The 18732-nt window shown below is 63.0% G+C and carries 16 protein-coding genes; 6 read left to right on the plus strand and 10 right to left on the minus strand.

Going from position 1 to position 18732, the window contains the following annotated elements; all coding sequences use genetic code 11:
* Positions 1–14 precede the first annotated feature (14 nt).
* From B5520_RS00670 to B5520_RS00705, 8 genes are all read right to left on the minus strand, one after another.
* Positions 15–1106, minus strand: coding sequence for a nitrilase-related carbon-nitrogen hydrolase (locus tag B5520_RS00670; RefSeq protein WP_079595143.1), 1092 nt, complete (start codon positions 1104–1106; stop codon positions 15–17).
* 179 nt (positions 1107–1285) lie between these two features.
* Positions 1286–2278, minus strand: a complete 993-nt coding sequence (locus B5520_RS00675) for a LacI family DNA-binding transcriptional regulator (RefSeq protein ID WP_079595144.1) — start codon at positions 2276–2278, stop codon at positions 1286–1288.
* Between the two features lie 149 nt (positions 2279–2427).
* On the minus strand, positions 2428–3141 hold the full coding sequence (locus tag B5520_RS00680; protein WP_079595145.1) for a gluconate 2-dehydrogenase subunit 3 family protein: 714 nt from the start codon (positions 3139–3141) through the stop codon (positions 2428–2430).
* Positions 3142–3179: 38 nt separating this feature from the next.
* The gene (locus B5520_RS00685) at positions 3180–4832 is read right to left on the minus strand and encodes a GMC family oxidoreductase (RefSeq protein WP_079595146.1); all 1653 of its coding nucleotides are present in this window, start codon (positions 4830–4832) and stop codon (positions 3180–3182) included.
* A 41-nt stretch (positions 4833–4873) separates the two neighbouring features.
* Positions 4874–5824, minus strand: a complete 951-nt coding sequence (locus B5520_RS00690) for an aldo/keto reductase (protein ID WP_079595147.1) — start codon at positions 5822–5824, stop codon at positions 4874–4876.
* A gap of 46 nt (positions 5825–5870) precedes the next feature.
* Entirely contained in the window at positions 5871–6941 is a 1071-nt protein-coding gene (locus B5520_RS00695) for an ABC transporter permease (RefSeq protein ID WP_104443406.1), read from the minus strand.
* A gap of 36 nt (positions 6942–6977) precedes the next feature.
* Complete coding sequence (locus tag B5520_RS00700) at positions 6978–8561, minus strand: sugar ABC transporter ATP-binding protein (RefSeq protein WP_254865431.1); 1584 nt, start codon at positions 8559–8561, stop codon at positions 6978–6980.
* A 60-nt stretch (positions 8562–8621) separates the two neighbouring features.
* Positions 8622–9713, minus strand: coding sequence for a sugar ABC transporter substrate-binding protein (locus tag B5520_RS00705; protein WP_104443407.1), 1092 nt, complete (start codon positions 9711–9713; stop codon positions 8622–8624).
* 687 nt (positions 9714–10400) lie between these two features.
* On the opposite strand from B5520_RS00705, the gene B5520_RS00710 reads away from it, so the two are divergent.
* Genes B5520_RS00710 through B5520_RS00720 form a run of 3 tightly spaced genes read left to right on the plus strand, consistent with a single transcriptional unit; the run spans position 10401 to position 13364 of the window.
* Positions 10401–11549 (plus strand): glutathione-independent formaldehyde dehydrogenase, encoded by a 1149-nt coding sequence (locus tag B5520_RS00710; protein WP_079595150.1) that lies wholly within the window; start codon positions 10401–10403, stop codon positions 11547–11549.
* 58 nt (positions 11550–11607) lie between these two features.
* A complete protein-coding gene (locus B5520_RS00715) occupies positions 11608–12756 on the plus strand; it encodes a zinc-dependent alcohol dehydrogenase (protein WP_079595846.1) in 1149 nt (382 codons plus the stop codon).
* 14 nt (positions 12757–12770) lie between these two features.
* Positions 12771–13364 carry a hypothetical protein gene (locus tag B5520_RS00720; RefSeq protein WP_079595151.1) on the plus strand — a complete coding sequence of 198 codons (594 nt, stop codon included), beginning with the start codon at positions 12771–12773 and terminating at the stop codon, positions 13362–13364.
* A gap of 57 nt (positions 13365–13421) precedes the next feature.
* Here the strand turns inward: B5520_RS00720 and B5520_RS00725 are convergent, their stop codons facing one another.
* Together B5520_RS00725 and B5520_RS00730 are read right to left on the minus strand one after the other, a co-directional pair.
* A complete protein-coding gene (locus tag B5520_RS00725) occupies positions 13422–14063 on the minus strand; it encodes a DUF1345 domain-containing protein (protein WP_079595152.1) in 642 nt (213 codons plus the stop codon).
* A 126-nt stretch (positions 14064–14189) separates the two neighbouring features.
* Entirely contained in the window at positions 14190–15269 is a 1080-nt protein-coding gene (locus B5520_RS00730; RefSeq protein ID WP_079595153.1) for a LacI family DNA-binding transcriptional regulator, read from the minus strand.
* 218 nt (positions 15270–15487) lie between these two features.
* Between B5520_RS00730 and B5520_RS00735 the strand changes: the two genes are divergently transcribed.
* Genes B5520_RS00735 through B5520_RS00745 form a run of 3 tightly spaced genes read left to right on the plus strand, consistent with a single transcriptional unit; the run spans position 15488 to position 18731 of the window.
* Positions 15488–15970: a hypothetical protein gene (locus B5520_RS00735; RefSeq protein ID WP_079595154.1), complete on the plus strand. Its 483-nt coding sequence runs from the start codon at positions 15488–15490 to the stop codon at positions 15968–15970.
* Between the two features lie 41 nt (positions 15971–16011).
* Positions 16012–17172, plus strand: a complete 1161-nt coding sequence (locus tag B5520_RS00740; RefSeq protein WP_079595155.1) for a substrate-binding domain-containing protein — start codon at positions 16012–16014, stop codon at positions 17170–17172.
* Between the two features lie 53 nt (positions 17173–17225).
* Positions 17226–18731 carry a sugar ABC transporter ATP-binding protein gene (locus B5520_RS00745; RefSeq protein ID WP_079595156.1) on the plus strand — a complete coding sequence of 502 codons (1506 nt, stop codon included), beginning with the start codon at positions 17226–17228 and terminating at the stop codon, positions 18729–18731.
* The last annotated feature ends 1 nt before the right edge of the window (position 18732 follow it).

The raw sequence follows: 18732 nt of genomic DNA on the forward strand, positions 1-18732 counted from the left end.
GCCAATCCCCCAATTTAGGCCTTGTAGCCCGAGGGCGGCGTGAGTACCCCGCGCTCGATGAGTTTCTCGATATTGGCGGCTCGGGTTGAGTCTTCCCGGGCCAGCCAGTCCTCACCGGGAGGGGCGTCGAGGTACTGGTTCTTCGGGTAGATGGGGGTGTCGTAGATAACCCGGTACTGCTCGGTGCGCAGGTCCTTATACTGGTTGTACAGGCCATTGGAGACTCGGGCCCGGCGGAGCGCCTCGATGTCGATCGTGGTGCAGACGAACGAGTCACCCGACGTCCAGCCTTGCTGCTTGGTCAGGATCTGGCCCCGCGGACCGACGATCATGGACTGGCCGCCAAACAGGTCCTGCATGCTCCCGTCGTCACGAACCTCGGGCCCCAGGTTCGGGGCGACGACATACGCCGAGTTGAACATGGCGTGTGCCCGGTTCTGCAGTTCCCACATGCCGTTCTGCACGGCCGGCTCGATCAGGGTGCCCCGGATAATGATCTCGGCGCCGTTCATCGCGAGCCCACGCGGCACCTCGGGGTAGACACCCTCGTGGCAAATGGCGTACCCGATGTTGCCGATCTCGGTCTTCGCCACAGGGAAAATGGCATCCATTGCATTGCCATTGCCCTTCTTTTCAATCCACTCGTCCCACACGTCGTGCGGGTTCATGTTGCCAAGCATGCCGCCCTCATAGGCATCACTGGTGGCCTTGTAACGCTTGTAGATAATGTCGCCCTGCGGATCGATGATAAAGGCGACATTGAAGTGGCGGTCCGGGAAATCATCATCCTTGACCATGTACAGCTCGGCAGCGATGTAGGTGTTGAGTTCCACGGCCTTCTTGGCCAACTCGTCCGTCTCCGGCCCGGGGATTGTCACAGCAAAGTGGCGCTCCTTTTCCCGGTTACCCGGGGTGTTAGCGATCATCCCCTGAATAGCCATCTCCGGCAGGACAACCAGCTTGACAGGAGAGCCCTCCCAGGCCCCGACCATGACTGCTGTATCGATGAATTCGTTGATGCGCTTGACGTTCGCAACGCCGTCACCGGGATTCTTCACATTGATTGTCCGCGGCGAAACTGCAACGACGACAAATGGATCGACCATTGTTTTTCTCTCTTTTCTCTTCTTTGAGTTCCTGAGTTAGCGCTAACTCAGCCTATTGCGGTGAGGTAGGGAATTGCAAGACCCGAAGGTCAATGATTTTCAGAAATAGGCCAGGAGCCCTTGGGTCCCAGAGCTGGGAGTTCAGCCCCCGGTTTGGGTGCAGGCAGACGCTGTTGGTATCAGCGCCGGCTACGCGGCGACGCGGTGGTGTCGCGGAGCATGAGGAGCGGTTCCAGCAGGGGGATGTCCCCCTCCGCCTCCTCTTTGATCATGGCGAGGACGCGGCCTACAGCGATGTGGCCGATGGCTTCGAAGTCCAGCTTCACCGTGGTCAGTGCCGGCCGGAAGAAGGGTGCTTCCTTGACGTCGTCGAATCCCACGACGCTGACATCGCCCGGTACGTTGCGCCCGGCGTCGTCCATGGCCTTAATCACGCCGAGCGCGAAGGGGTCGTTGGCGGCAAAGACCGCCGTGACATCCTTCCTCGCGGCGAGTTCACGTCCAACGCGGTATCCCTCAGCGGCCGACCAATCGGTCGTTGCGAGCGGCGTCGGAACGACGCGTCCAGCCGCGCCCAGTTCCGCCGCCCATCCCTGGACCCGGGCTGATGTTGCCATCCAACCCGGAGGGCCTTGAACATGCCACACCGTTTCGTGCCCGAGGTCCAGCAAGTGGCGCACCACCATCCGGGCACCCCGCACTTCGTCAACGGAAACGCTTGTGGGGCTCGGGTGCGATCCCTGCTGGAAGGTGACCACGGGGACACCGATGTCGAGGTCCTCAAGCACCGTGATCGCATCCAACAGGGGCGCGAGCACGATTACGCCGTCGACCGTGTCCGAATTGATGGATTCGAAGGCTGCCCGGATATCCCGCCGTTCGAGACTGGCCAACGTGACCAGACGCGTAGCGTAGCCATGTTGCCGGGCTTCCTCCGAAATACCGTACAGGGCCACCGTTGGGCCCAGGACCGACAATTCGAAGCTGACAACACCGATCGTCATGGTCCGGTTGCTGGCGAGCGCCGCGGCTGCAGGATTTCGCCGGTACCGGAGTTGCGCAATCGCGTGCTCCACGCGTTGTCGGATGTCTGGATCCACATTCGTGGCTCCCCTGACTACCCGTGACACAGTCTGCTGGGACACTCCGGCGAGCCGGGCAACGTCGGACATCCGGGGAGCCTTTGACCTGGAGGCCAGCCGCTCCCCGCGCCCATTGGTGTTGCGGGCTTCTGAAGGCGCGGGAGTCGTGGACACCACTCCATTATCCCCGGCTACCCTCGAGGAGCCCCGGAACGCGCCGCCGGTCGGCGCGCCAGCTGTCACGGACGCCGGTACCGCAGGACTTCGGGATGCTGGTCGTACGGCCACTCGGCCCCCTCCACCATGTACTTGCGGGTGGTGTAGCTGCCGTCCATTGTTGAGGCCAGCGACGGAGGTCCGTCGAAGCCGATGACACCCCAACCGACGCGGTTCTCGTTCCCTCCATACACCGGGTCGCCGTAAAACCCCTGGCGGGTGTTGAGCACCAGCAGCGGGAAAAACTCCAGGAAGTCCTCGTTGACCGGCTGGTTTCCTGCCGGCGCGCCGCCAAGACCAACCTCGGAGTGCTCCAGCGAGAAAGCGTGTGGCTTCGCCGCGCCCGACAGTGTCTCGAGCACCGCGTCCTGGTCCTCTTCCGTAAGTCCGAGGAACTCGACGTCGGCACGCTCTTTCGCCAGCCGGTCCAACTCCAGGACGCCCTCGCGGTAAAACTCCCGGCGCTGCTTGATGCGCTCCTGCCATGCGGCCTCGTCGCGGCCCTCCATCCGGAGGAACCCGTTGCCGTCCGCTGCCGGGAAGATGAACTGCGTTCCCGCAAGCATCCGGTCAATGAAGCGGACCACCTTGGCCTCACGTGCACCCGGGTGGTGGTCGGTGGGGATAATCCGGGCCGACGCCGCTTCGATGGTGTTCCACTCGTGCTCGGTGAAGAAGACCGGGCCGTCAACGTCCCGTGTTGAGATGGGCACCGTAGCCCATTCCGCCTGTCCCATATGACATCTGTCCTTTCGTGTCCTGTGTTAAGTGCGAGTCAGTTTTCGGACCAGCCATGGCGGTCCACCTGAAGAATGCGGTCGGAGCACCGCCAGGCATTCGCCATGATCGTCAGGGCCGGATTGATACCGGTCGCTGTCGGGAAGAAGCTCGCGTCGAAGACGTAGAGGTTTGGTACTTCGTGCGAGCGGCACCAGCGGTCCACGACGGACGTCGCAGGATCATTGCCCATGCGGGCGGTGCCCAGTTCGTGCGAGGTGTTGCCGGTGATCCGCTCCATGTTGACCGGAATGACCTTCTTCGCCCCTGCAGCCTCCAGGATTTCCCCGTTCTTGGCGACCTGCCAGCGTTCCTGCGCAAAGTCATTGGAGTGGGGCGTATGGGTAATACGGGCGACCGGCAGACCCCAGGCGTCCTTGACGTTCGGGTCAAGGTCGACCCGGTTGTCCTCCACCGGCAGGTCATGCAGGAGGACACCGATCTTCATGCTGTGGTTGAAAAACTCGCGGTCGGAGTCCTTTGCCGCCTGGCCCCACGTAGGCCGGCCGGGGTAACTCCAGTTCACCGGGTGTCCGATCATGGACGGGAAGATCAGTGATCCCAGGATGTGGCCCCGGCTCTCATCCGTCTCGTAGAAGTCGAACGAACACAAGCTCATGTAGTGGCCCGCCCACCCGTAGAGCGGGTCGCTGACTTCACGGTCGAACAGGCCCACGGAGAATGAGTACTGATGGAAGGTTGCGTTCTTGCCCACCATGCCGCTGCCGTTGCCAAGGCCGTCCGGGAAGAGCCCTGACTTTGACATGAGCAGCAGGCGCGGAGTCTCGATGCCGCCGCCGCAGACGATCACGGCTTTGGCGTGCTGGACGAACTCGTCGCCGTCCTCGTCCTGGTAGCGGACACCGGTGGCGCGGCCGTCCTTGCCGACGAGAATCTCGCTGACATAGCAGTCGGATCGGAGGTCGTAGCGCCCAGTCGCAACGGCGTCCGGGATGAAGCTGATCAGCGTGGATGACTTGCCGCTTCCCGGGTCCGGGTACTGCTGCCAGAAACCGTTCTCACTGAATGGCTGGCGCCCCCGGTAGGGTTCGGTCACCATGCCCTGCGGCATGGGGAACGTACCATGCCCGAGCTTGGACATCGCGGTGGCGAAGGTCCGCCCGATCTGGCTCAGCGGTGACGGCTTGGTGGGGTAGCCGCGGCTGCGCCACGCTTCCCATTTGTTCGCCCCGGCAAGACCCGACGTGCCGAACTCCCACTCAACGCGTGTGTAGTACGGCTCCAGTTCGTCATAGGAGATGGGCCAGTCGACAAGGCTTGCTCCCGGAACATCGCCGTGCAGGCTGCGCAGCTTGAAATCGCTCTCGGCCATGCGCGGGACCATGCCACCCCAGTGGGTGGTGCCTCCGCCGACGACTTGCGGCGTGGCTGAGAAGTTGGTGATTTCGGCTTCTACTTTGTCGTTTGGGCGGTAGGTCCGCGGTTTGATCTTCGGATCCTGCCAGATGAAATTCCGGTTGAGGAACTTGAGTTCGTCCCCCGAGGCGTGCTCGGGCTTCAGCCAGGGCCCACGCTCGAGGCCCACCACCTTCAGTCCGGCCTCCGACAGCACCTTTGCCGCGGTTGCCCCGCCGGCGCCTGCGCCGACGATGACGACGTCCACCGCCTCAGGCTGCTTCTTCCTGGTCATTGCTTTGTTTCCTTTCGTAAATTCCTGCTTCGCGCCGGCAGTCAGACCGTCACGGCTTCAATGCCGTTCCGGCCCTCGCGTGCAAGGGGCAGCAGCTGGTCCCAGAGTTCCTGGGGGATGTCATGGTTGAGCAGGCGGACGGTTTCCTCCACCCGGCTCGGCTGCGACATTCCAACGATGGTGGACGCCACCCGGTCATCACGGACCGAGAATTGCAGGGCAGCTGCGGCGAGCGGGACGCCGTGCTGGCCACACAGCTCTTCCATGCGCAGGACCCTGTCGATCGTCGCCTGGTCCACCGGTGCGTAGCAGTAGCGCGGGACCGCGCGCGGTCCCTTGACGAGCATCCCGCCGCCGAACGGGGCAGCATTGACGAAGGCCACTCCGCGGCGGGCCGCGTCCTCCAGGAGCGGCTCGGCAGTCTGTTCGACGAGGGTGTAGCGGTTGTGGCTGATGACGGCGTCGAATGCATCGGTCGCCAGGTACTGCAACTCCAGGTCGATCGGGCCCCCGGCGACGCCCAGGTATTGGATAACACCCTGGTCCCGAAGATCGATGAGGGCTTCCAGCGGGCCTCCCTTGGCCACTCCCTCCTCGAAGGAGATCTTCTCGGGGTCGTGCAGGTAGACGAGATGGAGCTTATCGAGCCCGAGGCGCTTCAGGCTCTCCTCGACGGACCGGCGGACGCGGTCCCCGGAGAAGTCGGTGCTGCCGGGAAGCGGATCGACCTTCGTGGCGACGACGTATCCCTCAGGGATGCCGCCGCGCTCGGCGATGGCCCGGCCAATCCGCTCTTCACTTGCACCGCCGCCGTACTCATTCGACGTATCAATGAACGTGAAGGGCCCGTCGAAGACGCGGTGGATCGTGGCGACGGCGGTGTCTTCGTCGACCTCGTAACCGTACTGGGCGGGAAAGCTGCCGAGCGCACTGGTGCCGACACAAATGTCGGAGACGGTCAGGCCGGTGCGTCCGAAGGGGTGAATGGACATGATTCCTGCTTTCTGAAGCTGAATTGGGATGACGATGGCTACGCGGCTATGCGGGCTGGGTGCGCCGGAAATGTTTGGCGAAGAATCCGGAGATCCTCTGGACGCCGCCTGCGCTGGAGAGGAAGACGGCGAGGATGATCACTGCGCCTTTGATGACCAGCTGCGGCTCGGAGGAGATCCCTACGAGGTTCATGATGTTGATGATGGTGGTCAGGATGAACACCCCGATCACGGCGTTCAGGGGATCGCCCTTGCCTCCCATGAGGGATGCGCCGCCCACCACGACGGCTGCGATGGCGTCGAGTTCGTAGCCTACGCCGATGAGCGAGCTTCCCTGCCGCAGCTGGGCGGCGGCGACCAGGCCTGCGAGGCCGGCGAGAACGCCGGAGATTGTGTAGGTGATGATCAGGTTCCGCGCCACAGGCAGGCCCGAAAGCCGCGATGCTTCAGGATTGCCGCCAATCGCGTAAAGCGAGCGACCGAACGTGGTGTACTTGGCCACGAGCGCCGCGATCACGGCCACGATGATGAAGATCAGGACGGGGTTGCGGATGCCGAGGACGCTGCCGCGGGAGAAGACCTGAATGATCCACTGGTCCTTGATCTCGATCAGGCTTGTTGACTGGATGATGTAGCTGAAGCCCTTGACGGCACTCATCATGGCGAGCGTCGCGATGAACGGAGGGATGTTCAGCCAAACGACGAGGATGCCGTTGATCAGTCCGGCGGCAGCGCAGCAGGCAAGCACAAACACGACGGACGCGCCGGCGGGCATCCCGGACTGCAGGGTCAGTGCCGTAAGGACCGTGGACATCGCCAGGATCGAACCTACGGAGAGGTCGATGCCGCCGGTCAGGATGACAAAGTATTGGCCGATCGCCAGCACGACGACGATCGAGGCGGCCGTGATCACGTTTTCAGCATTGCGGAACGTCAGGAAGTCGTCGGAGACGTAATAGCCCACCGCGACGATCGCGAGGAGCACAAGGATCAGGTAGCTCTTCGGCAGGGCACGGAAGGTGCTGCCCCGCAGTCGGGAGCCGATGCTGGCCAATGGCGATGGGGACGGGGAGGGGGCGCCACTCGTTGGCGGCAGGGACGACAAGGTCCGGGACATAGGTGTACTCCTGAATAGAAACTGATTGGGGGGCCGTCAGGCGAAGCGCTCAAGGATGGCGTTGCCGGAGGGGTCGATGTCGTCATGGTCGAGTTCGGCGACGACTTGGCCGCGCGCCATCACGAGGACGCGGTCGCACATCATCGCCTCCGTGATCTCCGAGCTCGCCACCACGACGGTTCCGCCGGCCTGCGCGAACTCGCGGATGAGCTCGTACATGTCCTCCTTCGCCCCGACGTCCACGCCGCGGGTGGGTTCGTCGCACACGAGGATGCGTGACTGGCGGACAAGCCAGCGGGCCAGGATGGCCTTCTGCTGGGTTCCCCCGCTCAGCGTCTTGAGCGGCTGATGCACTCCGGATACCTTCATGCCGAGCCGGCCCACCATCTCCCCGGCCACGGCACGTTCCCGCCGGGACTGGATCACGCTCAGCCGGCTGAATTGCGGCAAACTGGCCAGCGTGATGTTGCCGGCAACGCCCATGTCCGGGATGAAGCCCGCTGCCTTGCGGTCCTGCGGCAGCAGCCCGATCCCGCGGCGGATCGCGTCGCGCGGGGCACGGAAGTCCACCGCTTTCCCGTCGACGCGGATCTCGCCGGAAGTCCGCCTCCGCGCACCAGCGATGAGGCCAGCCAGTTCTGACTGGCCGCTGCCGATGAGCCCCGAGATGCCGAGCACCTCGCCTTCACGCAGCTCGAACGACACCTTGTCCACGTACCCCTGCTCTGAGAGGTCGCGGGCGGAGAGGATGATGCTCTCCTTCGGTCCGGCGCCGAGGCTGGGCGAGCGTTCCCCGCGGAGGGCCGCTTCGGCAATGGACCCTTCGAGGCTCTTCCCGACCATTGCCGTGACCACGTCCGCGGGCTTGGAGTTTGCTGTCTTCAAATCCGCAGCGTTTACCCCATCGCGCAGCACTGTCACGGCGTCGCAGAGCGAAAACAGCTCGTCCATGCGGTGCGAAATGTATAACAGCGTCACGCCTTGTTCGGACAGGGAGCGGAGGACGGTGAACAGCCGTTCAACATCGGGCAGGGGCAACGTGGAGGTGGGTTCATCCAGAAGCAGGACCCGGGCGTCCTTGTGCAGGGCCTTGGCCAACTCCACAGCCTGTTGCTCCGCTGTGGAGTAACTTGCCACGGGGCGGCGGACATCGAGATCGAAACCTACCCGGTCCAGCGCGGTCCGGGCTTCTGCCTGCATACGCTGCCAGTCGACAGAGGCCCCCGCCCGCCGGGGCAACTGTCCCAGGAAGATGTTCTCGGCCACCGAGAGGGACGGCACGAGCGAGAGTTCCTGGTAAATTGTGTGGATCCCGGCGCGCTGGGCGTCCATGGGGTCTCGAAAACGCTGAAGCTCGCCGCCAAGGCGGATGGTCCCGCCGTCCGGGGACTCCGCTCCGGAGAGGATTTTTACGAGCGTCGACTTGCCTGCGCCGTTCTGCCCGGCAAGTGCGTGAATGGATCCACGGGAGACGCTGAAGCTGACTCCCTTCAACGCCTGGACGCCGGGATAGGACTTGGTGACGCCATCGAGCCGCAGCTCCGAAGCGCCGTCATGGGTGTCTCGTGCTGTCTCCGCCGCTGCGGTGGAAGGCGAGACCTGGTTATGGGCGAGCATCATGCTCCTTATATAGGGCTCTGGGTGGAACTGCCGGCCACGGGGCAGCGCCGGCCAGGGAGCTCAGTCTTTTGCGCGGACATAGGTGTCCGTGGGGACGTAGTAATCCGGCGCCTCGGCGGGCGTGATGACCGTCGTGTCGATGTAGTTCGTCTTGTCCGGGCACTGGGCCTGGTCGCCATTGAAGGCAGCAAGTGCCATCCGCACTGCGGCGGCTCCCTGGTCCCACGGCTGGTTGGAGGCATCCGCCTGCAACGGACCCGTCGGGTCGTCCACCATTTCCTTGATCGCCCCCATGCCGCCGTCATAGCTGGCCATGATGATCCCGTCACCCCAGAGACCGGCCTGTTGCAGGCCCTGAACGATGCCGCCATGCATCACGTCGCTCATGCTGTAGACAACCTTGATGTCCGGGTTGGCGGTGGCCACGTCCCGGATCGGGGCGAGCGCTTTGTCGGGCTTCCATTCCCCGTACTTCGTATCGAGCTTTACGGTAGTGACGCCCGGGTGCTTATCCATAACGCGGTTCCACCCCGCCATGAAACCGTTGAACCGGAGATCGCTCAACACGTCTCCCGGGAAGCCGCCGATACCGACGAGCTTGATCTGGCCGTTGTCGCCGTACTTCTCGAGCGCCTTCTGGGCAGCGGTTTCGCCGGCAAGTGAGCCGGTGTGCTCCTGGTCCTCGGCAACGTAGCAGAACATGTCCGGGACCAGTGACTTATCCAGGCTTGAGTTGACGGTGACGACGGGTATGCCCGCATCCTTCAGCGCCTGAACCGAGGGTCCGACGCCGAGCGGGTCGTTCGGGTTCATCACCACGACGTCTACGCCCTTTGTGATGAGGGTCTGCACGTCAGCGTTCTGCCGGACGGTATCACCATTGGCGTCAAGCAACTCGAGGCGCGCCCCAATCTTCCCCGCCTCAGCCTGGCCGCCCTCAACGAGGGTCTTCCACCAGTCACTGCCGCTGATGCCGCGCTGGCTCCAGCCGATGACAAGCCCCTTTCCGCTTGCCTTCTCCTCCGCATTGTCCGCGGTGGCGCCGCCCTTGCACCCGGTCAGCCCAAGCATGGCGACCGTCAGGACGGAGGCGCACAGAGCCGCCTTGCCAAGTCTTTTGTTCCGACGAATTCCAGTTGTAGTTCTCCGCATGAACAACACTCCCTTGTGTTCGTGATCACCCCACCTTTGGGGCTGTGAGCTAACTTACATGCTGAGTTAGCGCACTATCAAGGGTTTTCGGAAAACTTGTTAAAGGTGTGACGACTGGTGTTATTCGCATACAAAGTGGCGGAAACAAAGGGATAAGAGGTCGCCGCTGGCGCCAGCAGCATTAGTAAGGGTGCTGATTTATCGCTAACTCAGCAGCTCGGACGACCACGCCCCTACGGCAAGATCGGCCAGAAGGAATGTAGTCACTACCGACGCTTTCCATCGCAGGTCGATGTGTAGCGCTGGCACGGAGCATCCGCGCCTGCCTCCTCGAAGCTCAGCTACCCAACCCACGATTGGGGGAAGATTTCGGGGATGACCCCTCGACACCGTTACTAAGGCTGCTTAGCATTAAGGCTCGATAAGTTCTCTTTTGCGTACAGCCGTCAGGCGGGATTTTTTCCCGAAAGCCTGGCGGTGTGACAACCTTTTGGCCTCACGAGCCTTGGGTGGGCTCAGGGGCCACTATCCTTATTCCCCCATTCCCTCGCCAGCTCCAATACGCGTATCGGGTGCAACTCCCCCCTTTTTCCGGGCCGCAGTCCTGCAGGTCCCTTGCTTTGCTGCGCCCGGAAGGTACCAGTACTGGACTAACGATCGGATGGGATAGAAGAAAAGAGCGGAAAAGTGAAGGCAGTAGTTTACAAAGGACCGAACGACGTCAGCGTTGAGGACGTACCGGATGCCAAAATCGAGCACCCGGCCGACGTGCTGGTGCGAATTACCGCTGCGAATATCTGCGGATCAGACCTACACATGTATGAGGGCCGCACCAGCTTCGAACCCGGACGCACCTTTGGACACGAGAACCTGGGTGAAGTGGTTGAGACCGGCCCGGCTGTCAGCAAAGTAAAGGTGGGCGAACGCGTCGTACTGCCGTTCAACGTCGCCTGTGGATTCTGCAAGAACTGCGACCGGGGCTTCACCAATTACTGCCTGACCATGCAGCCGGAACCCCAGCTCGCAGGCGCGGCCTACGGTTTCGCGGACATGGGCCCGTACCAAGGCGGACAGGCAGAATACCTGCGGGTGCCGTACGGGGACTTCAACTGCCTGCGCCTGGGCGAGGACTCCGTGGAGAAAGAGCTCGACTATGTCATGGTGGCCGACATCTTCCCCACCGGCTGGCACGCCACCGAGCTCGCGGGGGTGTACCCGGGAGACTCCGTGGTCATCTATGGTGCGGGACCAGTAGGCCTTATGGCAGCCTACTCGGCCATTATCAAAGGCGCCGGCAAAGTCATGGTCGTAGACCGCCAAAAGGACCGCTTGAAGCTGGCCGAGCAGATCGGCGCCATCCCTGTGGATGATTCCGCCGTGGACCCTGTCGAGTTCGTCAAGGACCAGACCATGGGATTCGGGGCCGACCGGGGCTGCGAATGTGTCGGCTACCAGGCACACGACCCGGCCGGAAACGAACATCCCAACCAAACCCTGAACCGGCTCGTGGACTCCGTCCGGTTCGTCGGCGGCCTGGGCGTGGTGGGCGTGTTCCTGCCCCAGGATCCTGGCTCCCCCGATGAGCTCGAAAAGCAGGGGCAGGTGGCCTTTGACTACGGAAACTACTGGTTCAAGGGACAGACGATGGGATCGGGCCAGTGCCCGGTCAAGAAATACAACCGGGCCCTGCGCGACCTCATCGCCGGCGGGAAGGCCAGCCCCTCCTTCATCGTCAGCCACGAACTGCCGCTGGACCAGGCCCCCGAGGGCTACAAAAACTTCGACAGCCGCGAAGACGGCTGGACCAAAGTCGTCCTCCACCCGGCCAAAGTCTGACAAACCCAGACAGGAGAATTCTGATGACTGAACAAACTATTTCCCGGAGGTGGTACTGATGCGGTCAATGGTGTATCGCGGGCCCTACAAGGTCCGCGTGGAAGAAAAGGACATCCCTAAGATCGAGCATCCTAATGATGCGATCGTGCGGGTGACGAGGGCTGCGATCTGCGGCTCTGACCTGCACCTTTACCACGGCATGATGCCGGACACCCGGGTGGGAATGACTTTCGGGCACGAATTCATCGGCGTGGTGCACGAGGTGGGCTCCTCGGTGCAGAACCTGGCTGTCGGGGACCGGGTGATGGTCCCGTTCAACATCTACTGCGGGTCCTGTTACTTCTGCGCCCGCGGCCTGTATTCGAACTGCCACAACGTGAACCCGAACGCGACGGCGGTGGGCGGCATCTACGGCTACTCCCACACCTGCGGAGGTTACGACGGCGGCCAGTCCGAGTACGTGCGGGTACCGTTCGCCGACGTCGGGCCAGGCTTGATCCCGGACTGGATGGACGAAGAGGACGCCGTCCTGCTCACCGATGCCCTGCCCACCGGCTACTTCGGCGCCCAACTCGGCGACATCGTCCAAGGCGACACGGTGGTGGTGTTCGGCGCCGGGCCAGTGGGCCTGTTCGCCGCCAAGTCCGCGTGGCTGATGGGCGCAGGCCGGGTGATTGTGGTCGACCACCTGGAGTATCGGCTCGAGAAGGCCCGCACCTTCGCCCACGCTGAAACGTACAACTTCGCGGAATACGACGACATTGTGGTGCACCTGAAGAAAGCCACTGACTACCTGGGCGCCGACGTCGTGATTGATGCGGTGGGGGCCGAGGCGGACGGCAACTTCCTGCAGCACGTCACCAGCAGCAAACTGAAACTCCAGGGCGGCTCCCCCATTGCCCTGAACTGGGCCATCGACTCCGTCCGCAAGGGCGGCACCGTGTCCGTGGTGGGCGCCTACGGCCCGATTTTCAGTGCCGTGAAATTCGGTGACGCCATGAACAAAGGATTGACGCTACGGATGAACCAGTGCCCGGTCAAACGGCAGTGGCCGCGGCTTTTCGAACACATCCGCAACGGGTACCTCAAGCCCAGCGACATCGTCACCCACCGCATCCCGTTGGAACACATCGCCGAGGGATACCACATCTTCTCCGCGAAGCTCGATGAATGCATCAAGCCCCTCGTCATTCCCAGCGCGGCCTGAAAGGAAAAACCATCATGGCTGAGATACCAACGCCCTACACCGCGGCCAAGCCGGCCCTGAAGGAGTCCGTGGAGGACCTGCGCGCCCGGATCCCGGGCTGGGGTGCGGACCTGGACCCGGCCGACAGGCCCTCCTACCCTCGCGAACAACCTGGCATCGAAACCGGCGCACATTGGGACTTCCCTGAGCGCCAGCCCGAGAAATGGCCCCGGGAACGGTCCGTCGAACACGCCTTCCTGACCCCCGTTTTCGGGACCTCCACCCCACCCAAGGGCGCGTCCGGGGCCATCCGGAAGTACGCCTACAAGTACAGCGAGGGCCGGGCAGCGCACTGGCTCCTGCTCGTCGCCGCAGACCGCGTGGACGCCACGGAACACCACGTGAAGTCCCTGGCGACGCTGCGCCCGGACAACCCCGTGACCGAAACCGGCGTGCTCAGCGAGTTCTCCAGCCACGGCATAAGCTCACGCTTCGGACAAAAGCGGGCCGACACCAACCACCAGTGGATCGACCCGATCATCGTGGCCGGCCCCTGGGTGCTGGCGGCTGTAGGGCTCGCAGCGGCCTATAGGACCTTGCGAAAGGAGCGCACAGAGCCTGACAACTGATCTGCCAGAACGGCGAAGGGTGTCACCAGCAAGGCATTTGCTGGTGACACCCGCACGTCATCCTTGGCCGAGGTTCGTGACCAAGTTGATGGAGACCGCGATCAGGACTGTGCCGAAGAAATACGACAGCAGAGCGTGAAGAAGAGCTTTGCGTCGGACCTCAGTATTGATGGGCTCGATCTCAGGCCCGGCGTACGACATCCCCACGGTGAAGGCGAAGTAGGCGAAGTCGCTGTAGGTAGGCTGCTTCTCCTGCTTGACGTCGAACCCGTCGTCGGGGTGATCCAGGAAGTACATGCGGGCGTACTTCAAGGCATAGACGGTGTTGACGAGCGCCCAGGCAACTATCGTGCCGAGGACACCCAGGATGACCAATGCCACCGAGGTGGGATCTTCGCTCCGGTCGCTGGACTGGATTAATGCGACCACCACGGCCGCGATGCTCGCGAGACAAGCCGTGACGATCGCGTTGTCGGTCACACGGGAGGCGGACTCCTCGCGTGCGAGGCGTTCAGTCCCCGATGGATCCTTTCGCCAGCAGATCCGCCACACCCATGCCAGAGCGGTGACGCCGGCGGTGCACCACCCGGCCAGGGGGCCAAGGGAAGGTTCTACGGCTACCGCTGCGACGGTGCCGGCCACTGCCCCGGCTGCAACGCAGACAAGAGCACGGCGAGCTGACAGGATCCGACCGTTCATGGATGCTCCTCGAAGGGACGTTGCGGGCCATGCCCTGGCCTCAGCGCTGCTCAAGCCGGCAGGGTTCAATCCTCACATCCGTCCAGTGTGCGCAGCGGTGGACGCGCGCGCAAGGGTTTTTTGTTGCTACGTCTCCTGTGACGTGCGGGGTGTGGCGCGGGTGGAGCTGTTGCGTACAACAAGTGTGGGTGCGATGGGAGTACGGTCTACCTCCTGCCCCTCCATGGCACCGATAAGCACCTCCATGCTCATCAGCGCCAATGCAGTGAAATCCTGGCGCACGGTGGTCAGGGGCGGCAGGAAATAGTCGGAACCTTCGATGTCGTCGAAGCCGACAATACTCACGTCGTCCGGGACGCGGACCCCATTTTCGGCAAACGCGCGAATAAGCCCGAGGGCAGTGTGGTCGCTGGCCGCGAAGATCGCCTGGGGGACCCTGTCTTCGCGGACCAGCTTCAGGCCCGTTTCGTAGGCCCATCGGGGGCTCCAGTCGCCCTCGAGGCAGAGCCCGGGCGAAAGGCCCGCGTCACGAAGCGCGGCCTCCCAGCCGCGCTTGCGCACCCGTCCGTCGAACCAGTCCATGGAGCCGGCGATGTGGGCGATGTCTGTGTGGCCCAGGTCGATGAGGTGTTGGGTGGCCAGCCGTGCTCCGAGCTCCTGGTTTTCAGAGTATGTGAACACGTTGGGGGTGGATGATGCACCTGCGGCAATCATCTCCACGGGCACCCGGCATGATGCATTCCAGACTGCTGCCGCCATATCCACCACTGGTGCGATGACGATGATTCCACCCACGCCGACGTCATCGAGGGTGTCCAGGGCGGGCTGCACAGACTCTGCGTAGGGCTGCTCCACACTGATGACGGTTGTGGCGTAGCCCTTCTTCCGCGCCACGTTCTCAAGGGCCATGAGTGTCCCGACAGGACCGAACCGAGGGGAGCCGTCGGACAGTATCCCGATGGAGGTGGACCGGCTGGTGACCAGCGCGGTGGCCGCCCTGTTCCGGCGGTACCCAATGTCCTTGATGACGTCCAAAACGCGCTGCCGGGTTGCGGCACTGACGTCCGGTGCATCGTTCAGGACCCGTGAGACAGTGCCAAACGAGACTCCGGCGAGTTGGGCGACATCGTTGATGGTTGGCTTCCGCCGCGGCGGGGCGTCCGAAAGCCGCCCTTTCGCCCCGCGTGGGATTGCAGCGTCTGCCATGGTCTCTCCTGTCTCGCGTCGCCAGTACCGACGCCGGCGCCGGTACGGCGTGCCTGTCAATCCTATGTCGACGCCGGTCCTGCCCATTGCTCCTCCGTCGTGCTGCTGTGAGGTTTGACACTTCATTCCGTAAACGTTTACGATCGTCTCCGTAAACGTTCACGGTAGCCGCGTTAGCGTTTACGGAAGCGAAAACATTCAATGAGGAAGGAGCGGAAATGCCTGGCACCGTTGCAGATGCACTTGCGCTCGATTCCTGTTTCAGGCTTCGAAATATTCACTGGGGGCAGTGGGCAAATCTGGCATTGCTCCTCACTGATGAAGCAGTCGATGATCTCGCGGCAGCCGTCCGGGCCTTCGTCACCGCTGGCTCCTCGGCCGTTGTCTGCATCTTCGATGACAACGTCCTTTGGGCCAGCATGGTCATCACCGTTGACACGTCGGGTGGAGGCGCATCTGTGTCCACGCTGGACGGCCCGGCTGCCGAAGCTGGCAGTGACATGACTAAAGCGGCAGGCGAAGCAGTGAGATGGGTGCAAGCCCACTATGGGCCGTGCTCCCTGGGCTTCTTCGTCAATAAAGAGCATGCACAGGCCATCCTGTGCGCTTCGGACAAGGCCGGCGCTATCCGTTCAGCCTCGGCCGCCGCTGGTCTCGTCCTGTCGCCGATTCCCCCGGCGCTGGCCATAGCCCTCGCCTGATCTACCCCAACCATCCATCCACCTCAAAGCACTGGAGAACAATGATGATCCGCAGGCTTCCCCTCATGGCCGTGGCAGCAGTCCTGTCACTTTCGGTCGCCTCCTGCAGCAGCTCCACAACGGCTAGCTCGAACGCTCCTGACGCCGGTATCTCCGAAAAGGCTCAACAAGCCCTCGACAAGATCACGGGACAGGTCCTGAGCAAGGGCCCCAACGGCGAAACGCCCTCCCCCGCGTCCGTTGCAGACCTGACGCCTGAAGAGATCGAGAAGGTCAAAGGACTCAACGCCACAGCAGCAATTGTGATGCACTACGGCGGCAACGACTGGGCCACCGCCCAAGTCAACGGACTCAAGAGCGAATTCGAAAAGCTGGGCATCAAGGTCATCGCCACGACCGATGCGAACTTCAAGCCGGACAAGCAGGTCTCCGACCTCGAGACCGTGATGACACAGGACCCGGACATCATCGTGTCCATCCCCACGGATCCCGTTGCCACCGCCTCCGCCTACAAGAAGGCCGCTGCTGCCGGCACGAAGCTCATCTTCATGGACAACGTTCCCCAGGGCTTGACCGCCGGCCAGGACTACGTCTCCGTTGTCTCTGCCGACAACTATGGCAACGGCGTCGTCTCCGCCCACCAGATGGCCAAAGCGCTCGGCGGCAAGGGAAAGATCGGCCTTGTCTTCCACCAGGCCGACTTTTTTGTGACCAAGCAGCGGCACGAAGGCTTCAAGGACACCATCACCAAGGAATACCCGGAGATCCAGATAGTGGAGGAAAAGGGCATCGCCGGCCCGGACTTCGCTGGAGACGCCCAGGCTGCGGCCAACGCCATGATCAGCAAGTACCCCGATCTCGCCGGCATCTGGGCGGTATGGGACGTCCCGGCAGAAGGTGTCATGGCAGCAGCCCGTGCCTCCGGCCGGAAGGATTTGAAGATCGCCACAGAGGACCTCGGCAAAAACGTTGCCATCGCCCTGGCCAAGGACGAGCTCGTCGTCGGCCTCGGAGCGCAGGTTCCCTTCGACCAGGGTGTTACTGAAGCACGGCTGGGCGCAGGCGCCCTGCTCGGTAAGGAAGCGCCGGCCTACGTGGCGTTGAGCGCCCTCCCGGTTGACCACTCAAACGTCCTGGAGGCCTGGAAGCAGGTTTACCACGAGGACGCCCCGAAGGACATCCAAGAGTCCTACAAGCAGTAGCCAGACCCGACGGTGCGGGGGCCCCACCCCCGCACCGCGCCGAAAGGGCAACAATGAACACCGCAGACAATGTCGTCGAGATGCGCTCGATTTCCAAGGGCTTCAATGGCGTTTCCGTGCTGAAGGATGTCAGCTTCGACGTCCGCCACGGCGAGGTCCACGCGCTGGCAGGCGGTAACGGTGCCGGGAAGTCCACGCTCATGAAGATCCTCCAGGGCGTCTACCAGACAGACGCCGGCGAGATCCTCATCGGAGGCAAACCTGCCTCCATCAACTCGATCCAGGACGCGAAGGCGGCCGGGATCGGCATGGTCTTCCAGGAATTCAGCCTCGTGCCGAGCCTGACCGTTGCGCAGAACATCTTCCTCGCCGCTGAACCGCTCGGCCCGGGCGGGCTCATCGACGACCGAACCGCGGTGAAGCGGGCCAAGGAGGTCTTCGCCGAAATGGAGGTCGACGTCGACGCCCGGGCAGAGGTTTCACGGCTCGGCACCGCTTACTGGCAGCTGACGGAAATCGCCAAGGCCCTCGCACAGGACGCAACTGTGCTGATTATGGACGAACCGACCGCCAGCCTGGCGCGGCACGAGTCCGAGGCCCTCTTCGAACTGATTGACCGCCTTAAGCAACGTGGCATCTCCATCATTTACATCTCGCACCGCATGGACGAGGTGTACCGGCTCGCAGATCGCATCACCATCCTCCGCGACGGCCGCCACCTCCTCACGGAGCCGCTCACTGACGTCACTCCCGAGCAGATCGTGGAAGGGATCGTCGGGAAGAAAATCGAGGGCCAGCTTTCGTACCGTGCCCGTCAGGTGGCCCAGGACGCGGCACCCCTGCTCGAGGTCCGCGGGCTGAATGCCGGCCACCGGGTCCGGGACGTGTCCTTCGCACTCCGGCCCGGCGAAATCCTCGGCCTGGCAGGACTCATGGGCAGCGGACGCACCGAGCTAGCGCGGGCACTCTTCGGCATTGACAAGGTGGACAGCGGAGAGGTCCTGCTTCGCGGCAAGAAGGTCAACCTTGCAACTCCGCAGCAGGCCATCAACGCCGGCGTCGCCCTCATCCCGGAGGACCGCAGGGACCAGGGCCTGGTCCTCGAGCACTCCGTCCAGGACAACCTGCTGCTGCCGCTGCTTGGACAGATTCAGCGCGGACCCCTCCTGGACGGCACCAAAGGCAAGGAATTGTCCTCGTCGCTGATCAAGAGGTTCGCAGTAAAGGTAGCCCACCCCCACCGGCCGGTGCGGCTGCTCTCCGGCGGCAACCAGCAGAAGGTGGTCATCGCCAAGTGGCTGGGCACCGATCCGGACATCCTGATCCTGGACGAGCCAACGGCCGGCGTCGACATCGGCACCAAAAGCGAAATTTTGGACATGATCCGTGAGCTGGCCAATGCCGGCAAGGCCGTCATCGTCATCTCCTCCGAGTATCCCGAACTACTCGCGGTCAGCGACCGCGTCCTCGTCCTCAAGGACGGCTCCATCATCCGCGACATCCCCCGCAGCGAGATCGCTGACGAGGAATATCTCCAACTTGCAGTCCAGGGAGTCTGAA

Origin of the sequence: Arthrobacter sp. P2b, assembly GCF_900168295.1 — a bacterium.
In the GTDB taxonomy this organism is placed as follows: domain Bacteria; phylum Actinomycetota; class Actinomycetes; order Actinomycetales; family Micrococcaceae; genus Arthrobacter.

Excerpts from the sequence above, each read along its gene's own strand:
- B5520_RS00690 (WP_079595147.1), bottom strand. The coding sequence starts at position 5,824 with ATGTCCATTCACCCCTTCGGACGCACCGGCCTGACCGTCTCCGACATT.
- B5520_RS00705 (WP_104443407.1), bottom strand. The coding sequence starts at position 9,713 with ATGCGGAGAACTACAACTGGAATTCGTCGGAACAAAAGACTTGGCAAG.
- B5520_RS00670 (WP_079595143.1), bottom strand. The coding sequence starts at position 1,106 with ATGGTCGATCCATTTGTCGTCGTTGCAGTTTCGCCGCGGACAATCAAT.
- B5520_RS00725 (WP_079595152.1), bottom strand. The coding sequence starts at position 14,063 with ATGAACGGTCGGATCCTGTCAGCTCGCCGTGCTCTTGTCTGCGTTGCA.
- B5520_RS00675 (WP_079595144.1), bottom strand. The coding sequence starts at position 2,278 with ATGTCCGACGTTGCCCGGCTCGCCGGAGTGTCCCAGCAGACTGTGTCA.
- B5520_RS00700 (WP_254865431.1), bottom strand. The coding sequence starts at position 8,561 with ATGATGCTCGCCCATAACCAGGTCTCGCCTTCCACCGCAGCGGCGGAG.
- B5520_RS00730 (WP_079595153.1), bottom strand. The coding sequence starts at position 15,269 with ATGGCAGACGCTGCAATCCCACGCGGGGCGAAAGGGCGGCTTTCGGAC.
- B5520_RS00680 (WP_079595145.1), bottom strand. The coding sequence starts at position 3,141 with ATGGGACAGGCGGAATGGGCTACGGTGCCCATCTCAACACGGGACGTT.
- B5520_RS00720 (WP_079595151.1), top strand. The coding sequence starts at position 12,771 with ATGGCTGAGATACCAACGCCCTACACCGCGGCCAAGCCGGCCCTGAAG.
- B5520_RS00740 (WP_079595155.1), top strand. The coding sequence starts at position 16,012 with ATGATGATCCGCAGGCTTCCCCTCATGGCCGTGGCAGCAGTCCTGTCA.
- B5520_RS00745 (WP_079595156.1), top strand. The coding sequence starts at position 17,226 with ATGAACACCGCAGACAATGTCGTCGAGATGCGCTCGATTTCCAAGGGC.
- B5520_RS00735 (WP_079595154.1), top strand. The coding sequence starts at position 15,488 with ATGCCTGGCACCGTTGCAGATGCACTTGCGCTCGATTCCTGTTTCAGG.
- B5520_RS00715 (WP_079595846.1), top strand. The coding sequence starts at position 11,608 with ATGCGGTCAATGGTGTATCGCGGGCCCTACAAGGTCCGCGTGGAAGAA.
- B5520_RS00685 (WP_079595146.1), bottom strand. The coding sequence starts at position 4,832 with ATGACCAGGAAGAAGCAGCCTGAGGCGGTGGACGTCGTCATCGTCGGC.
- B5520_RS00695 (WP_104443406.1), bottom strand. The coding sequence starts at position 6,941 with ATGTCCCGGACCTTGTCGTCCCTGCCGCCAACGAGTGGCGCCCCCTCC.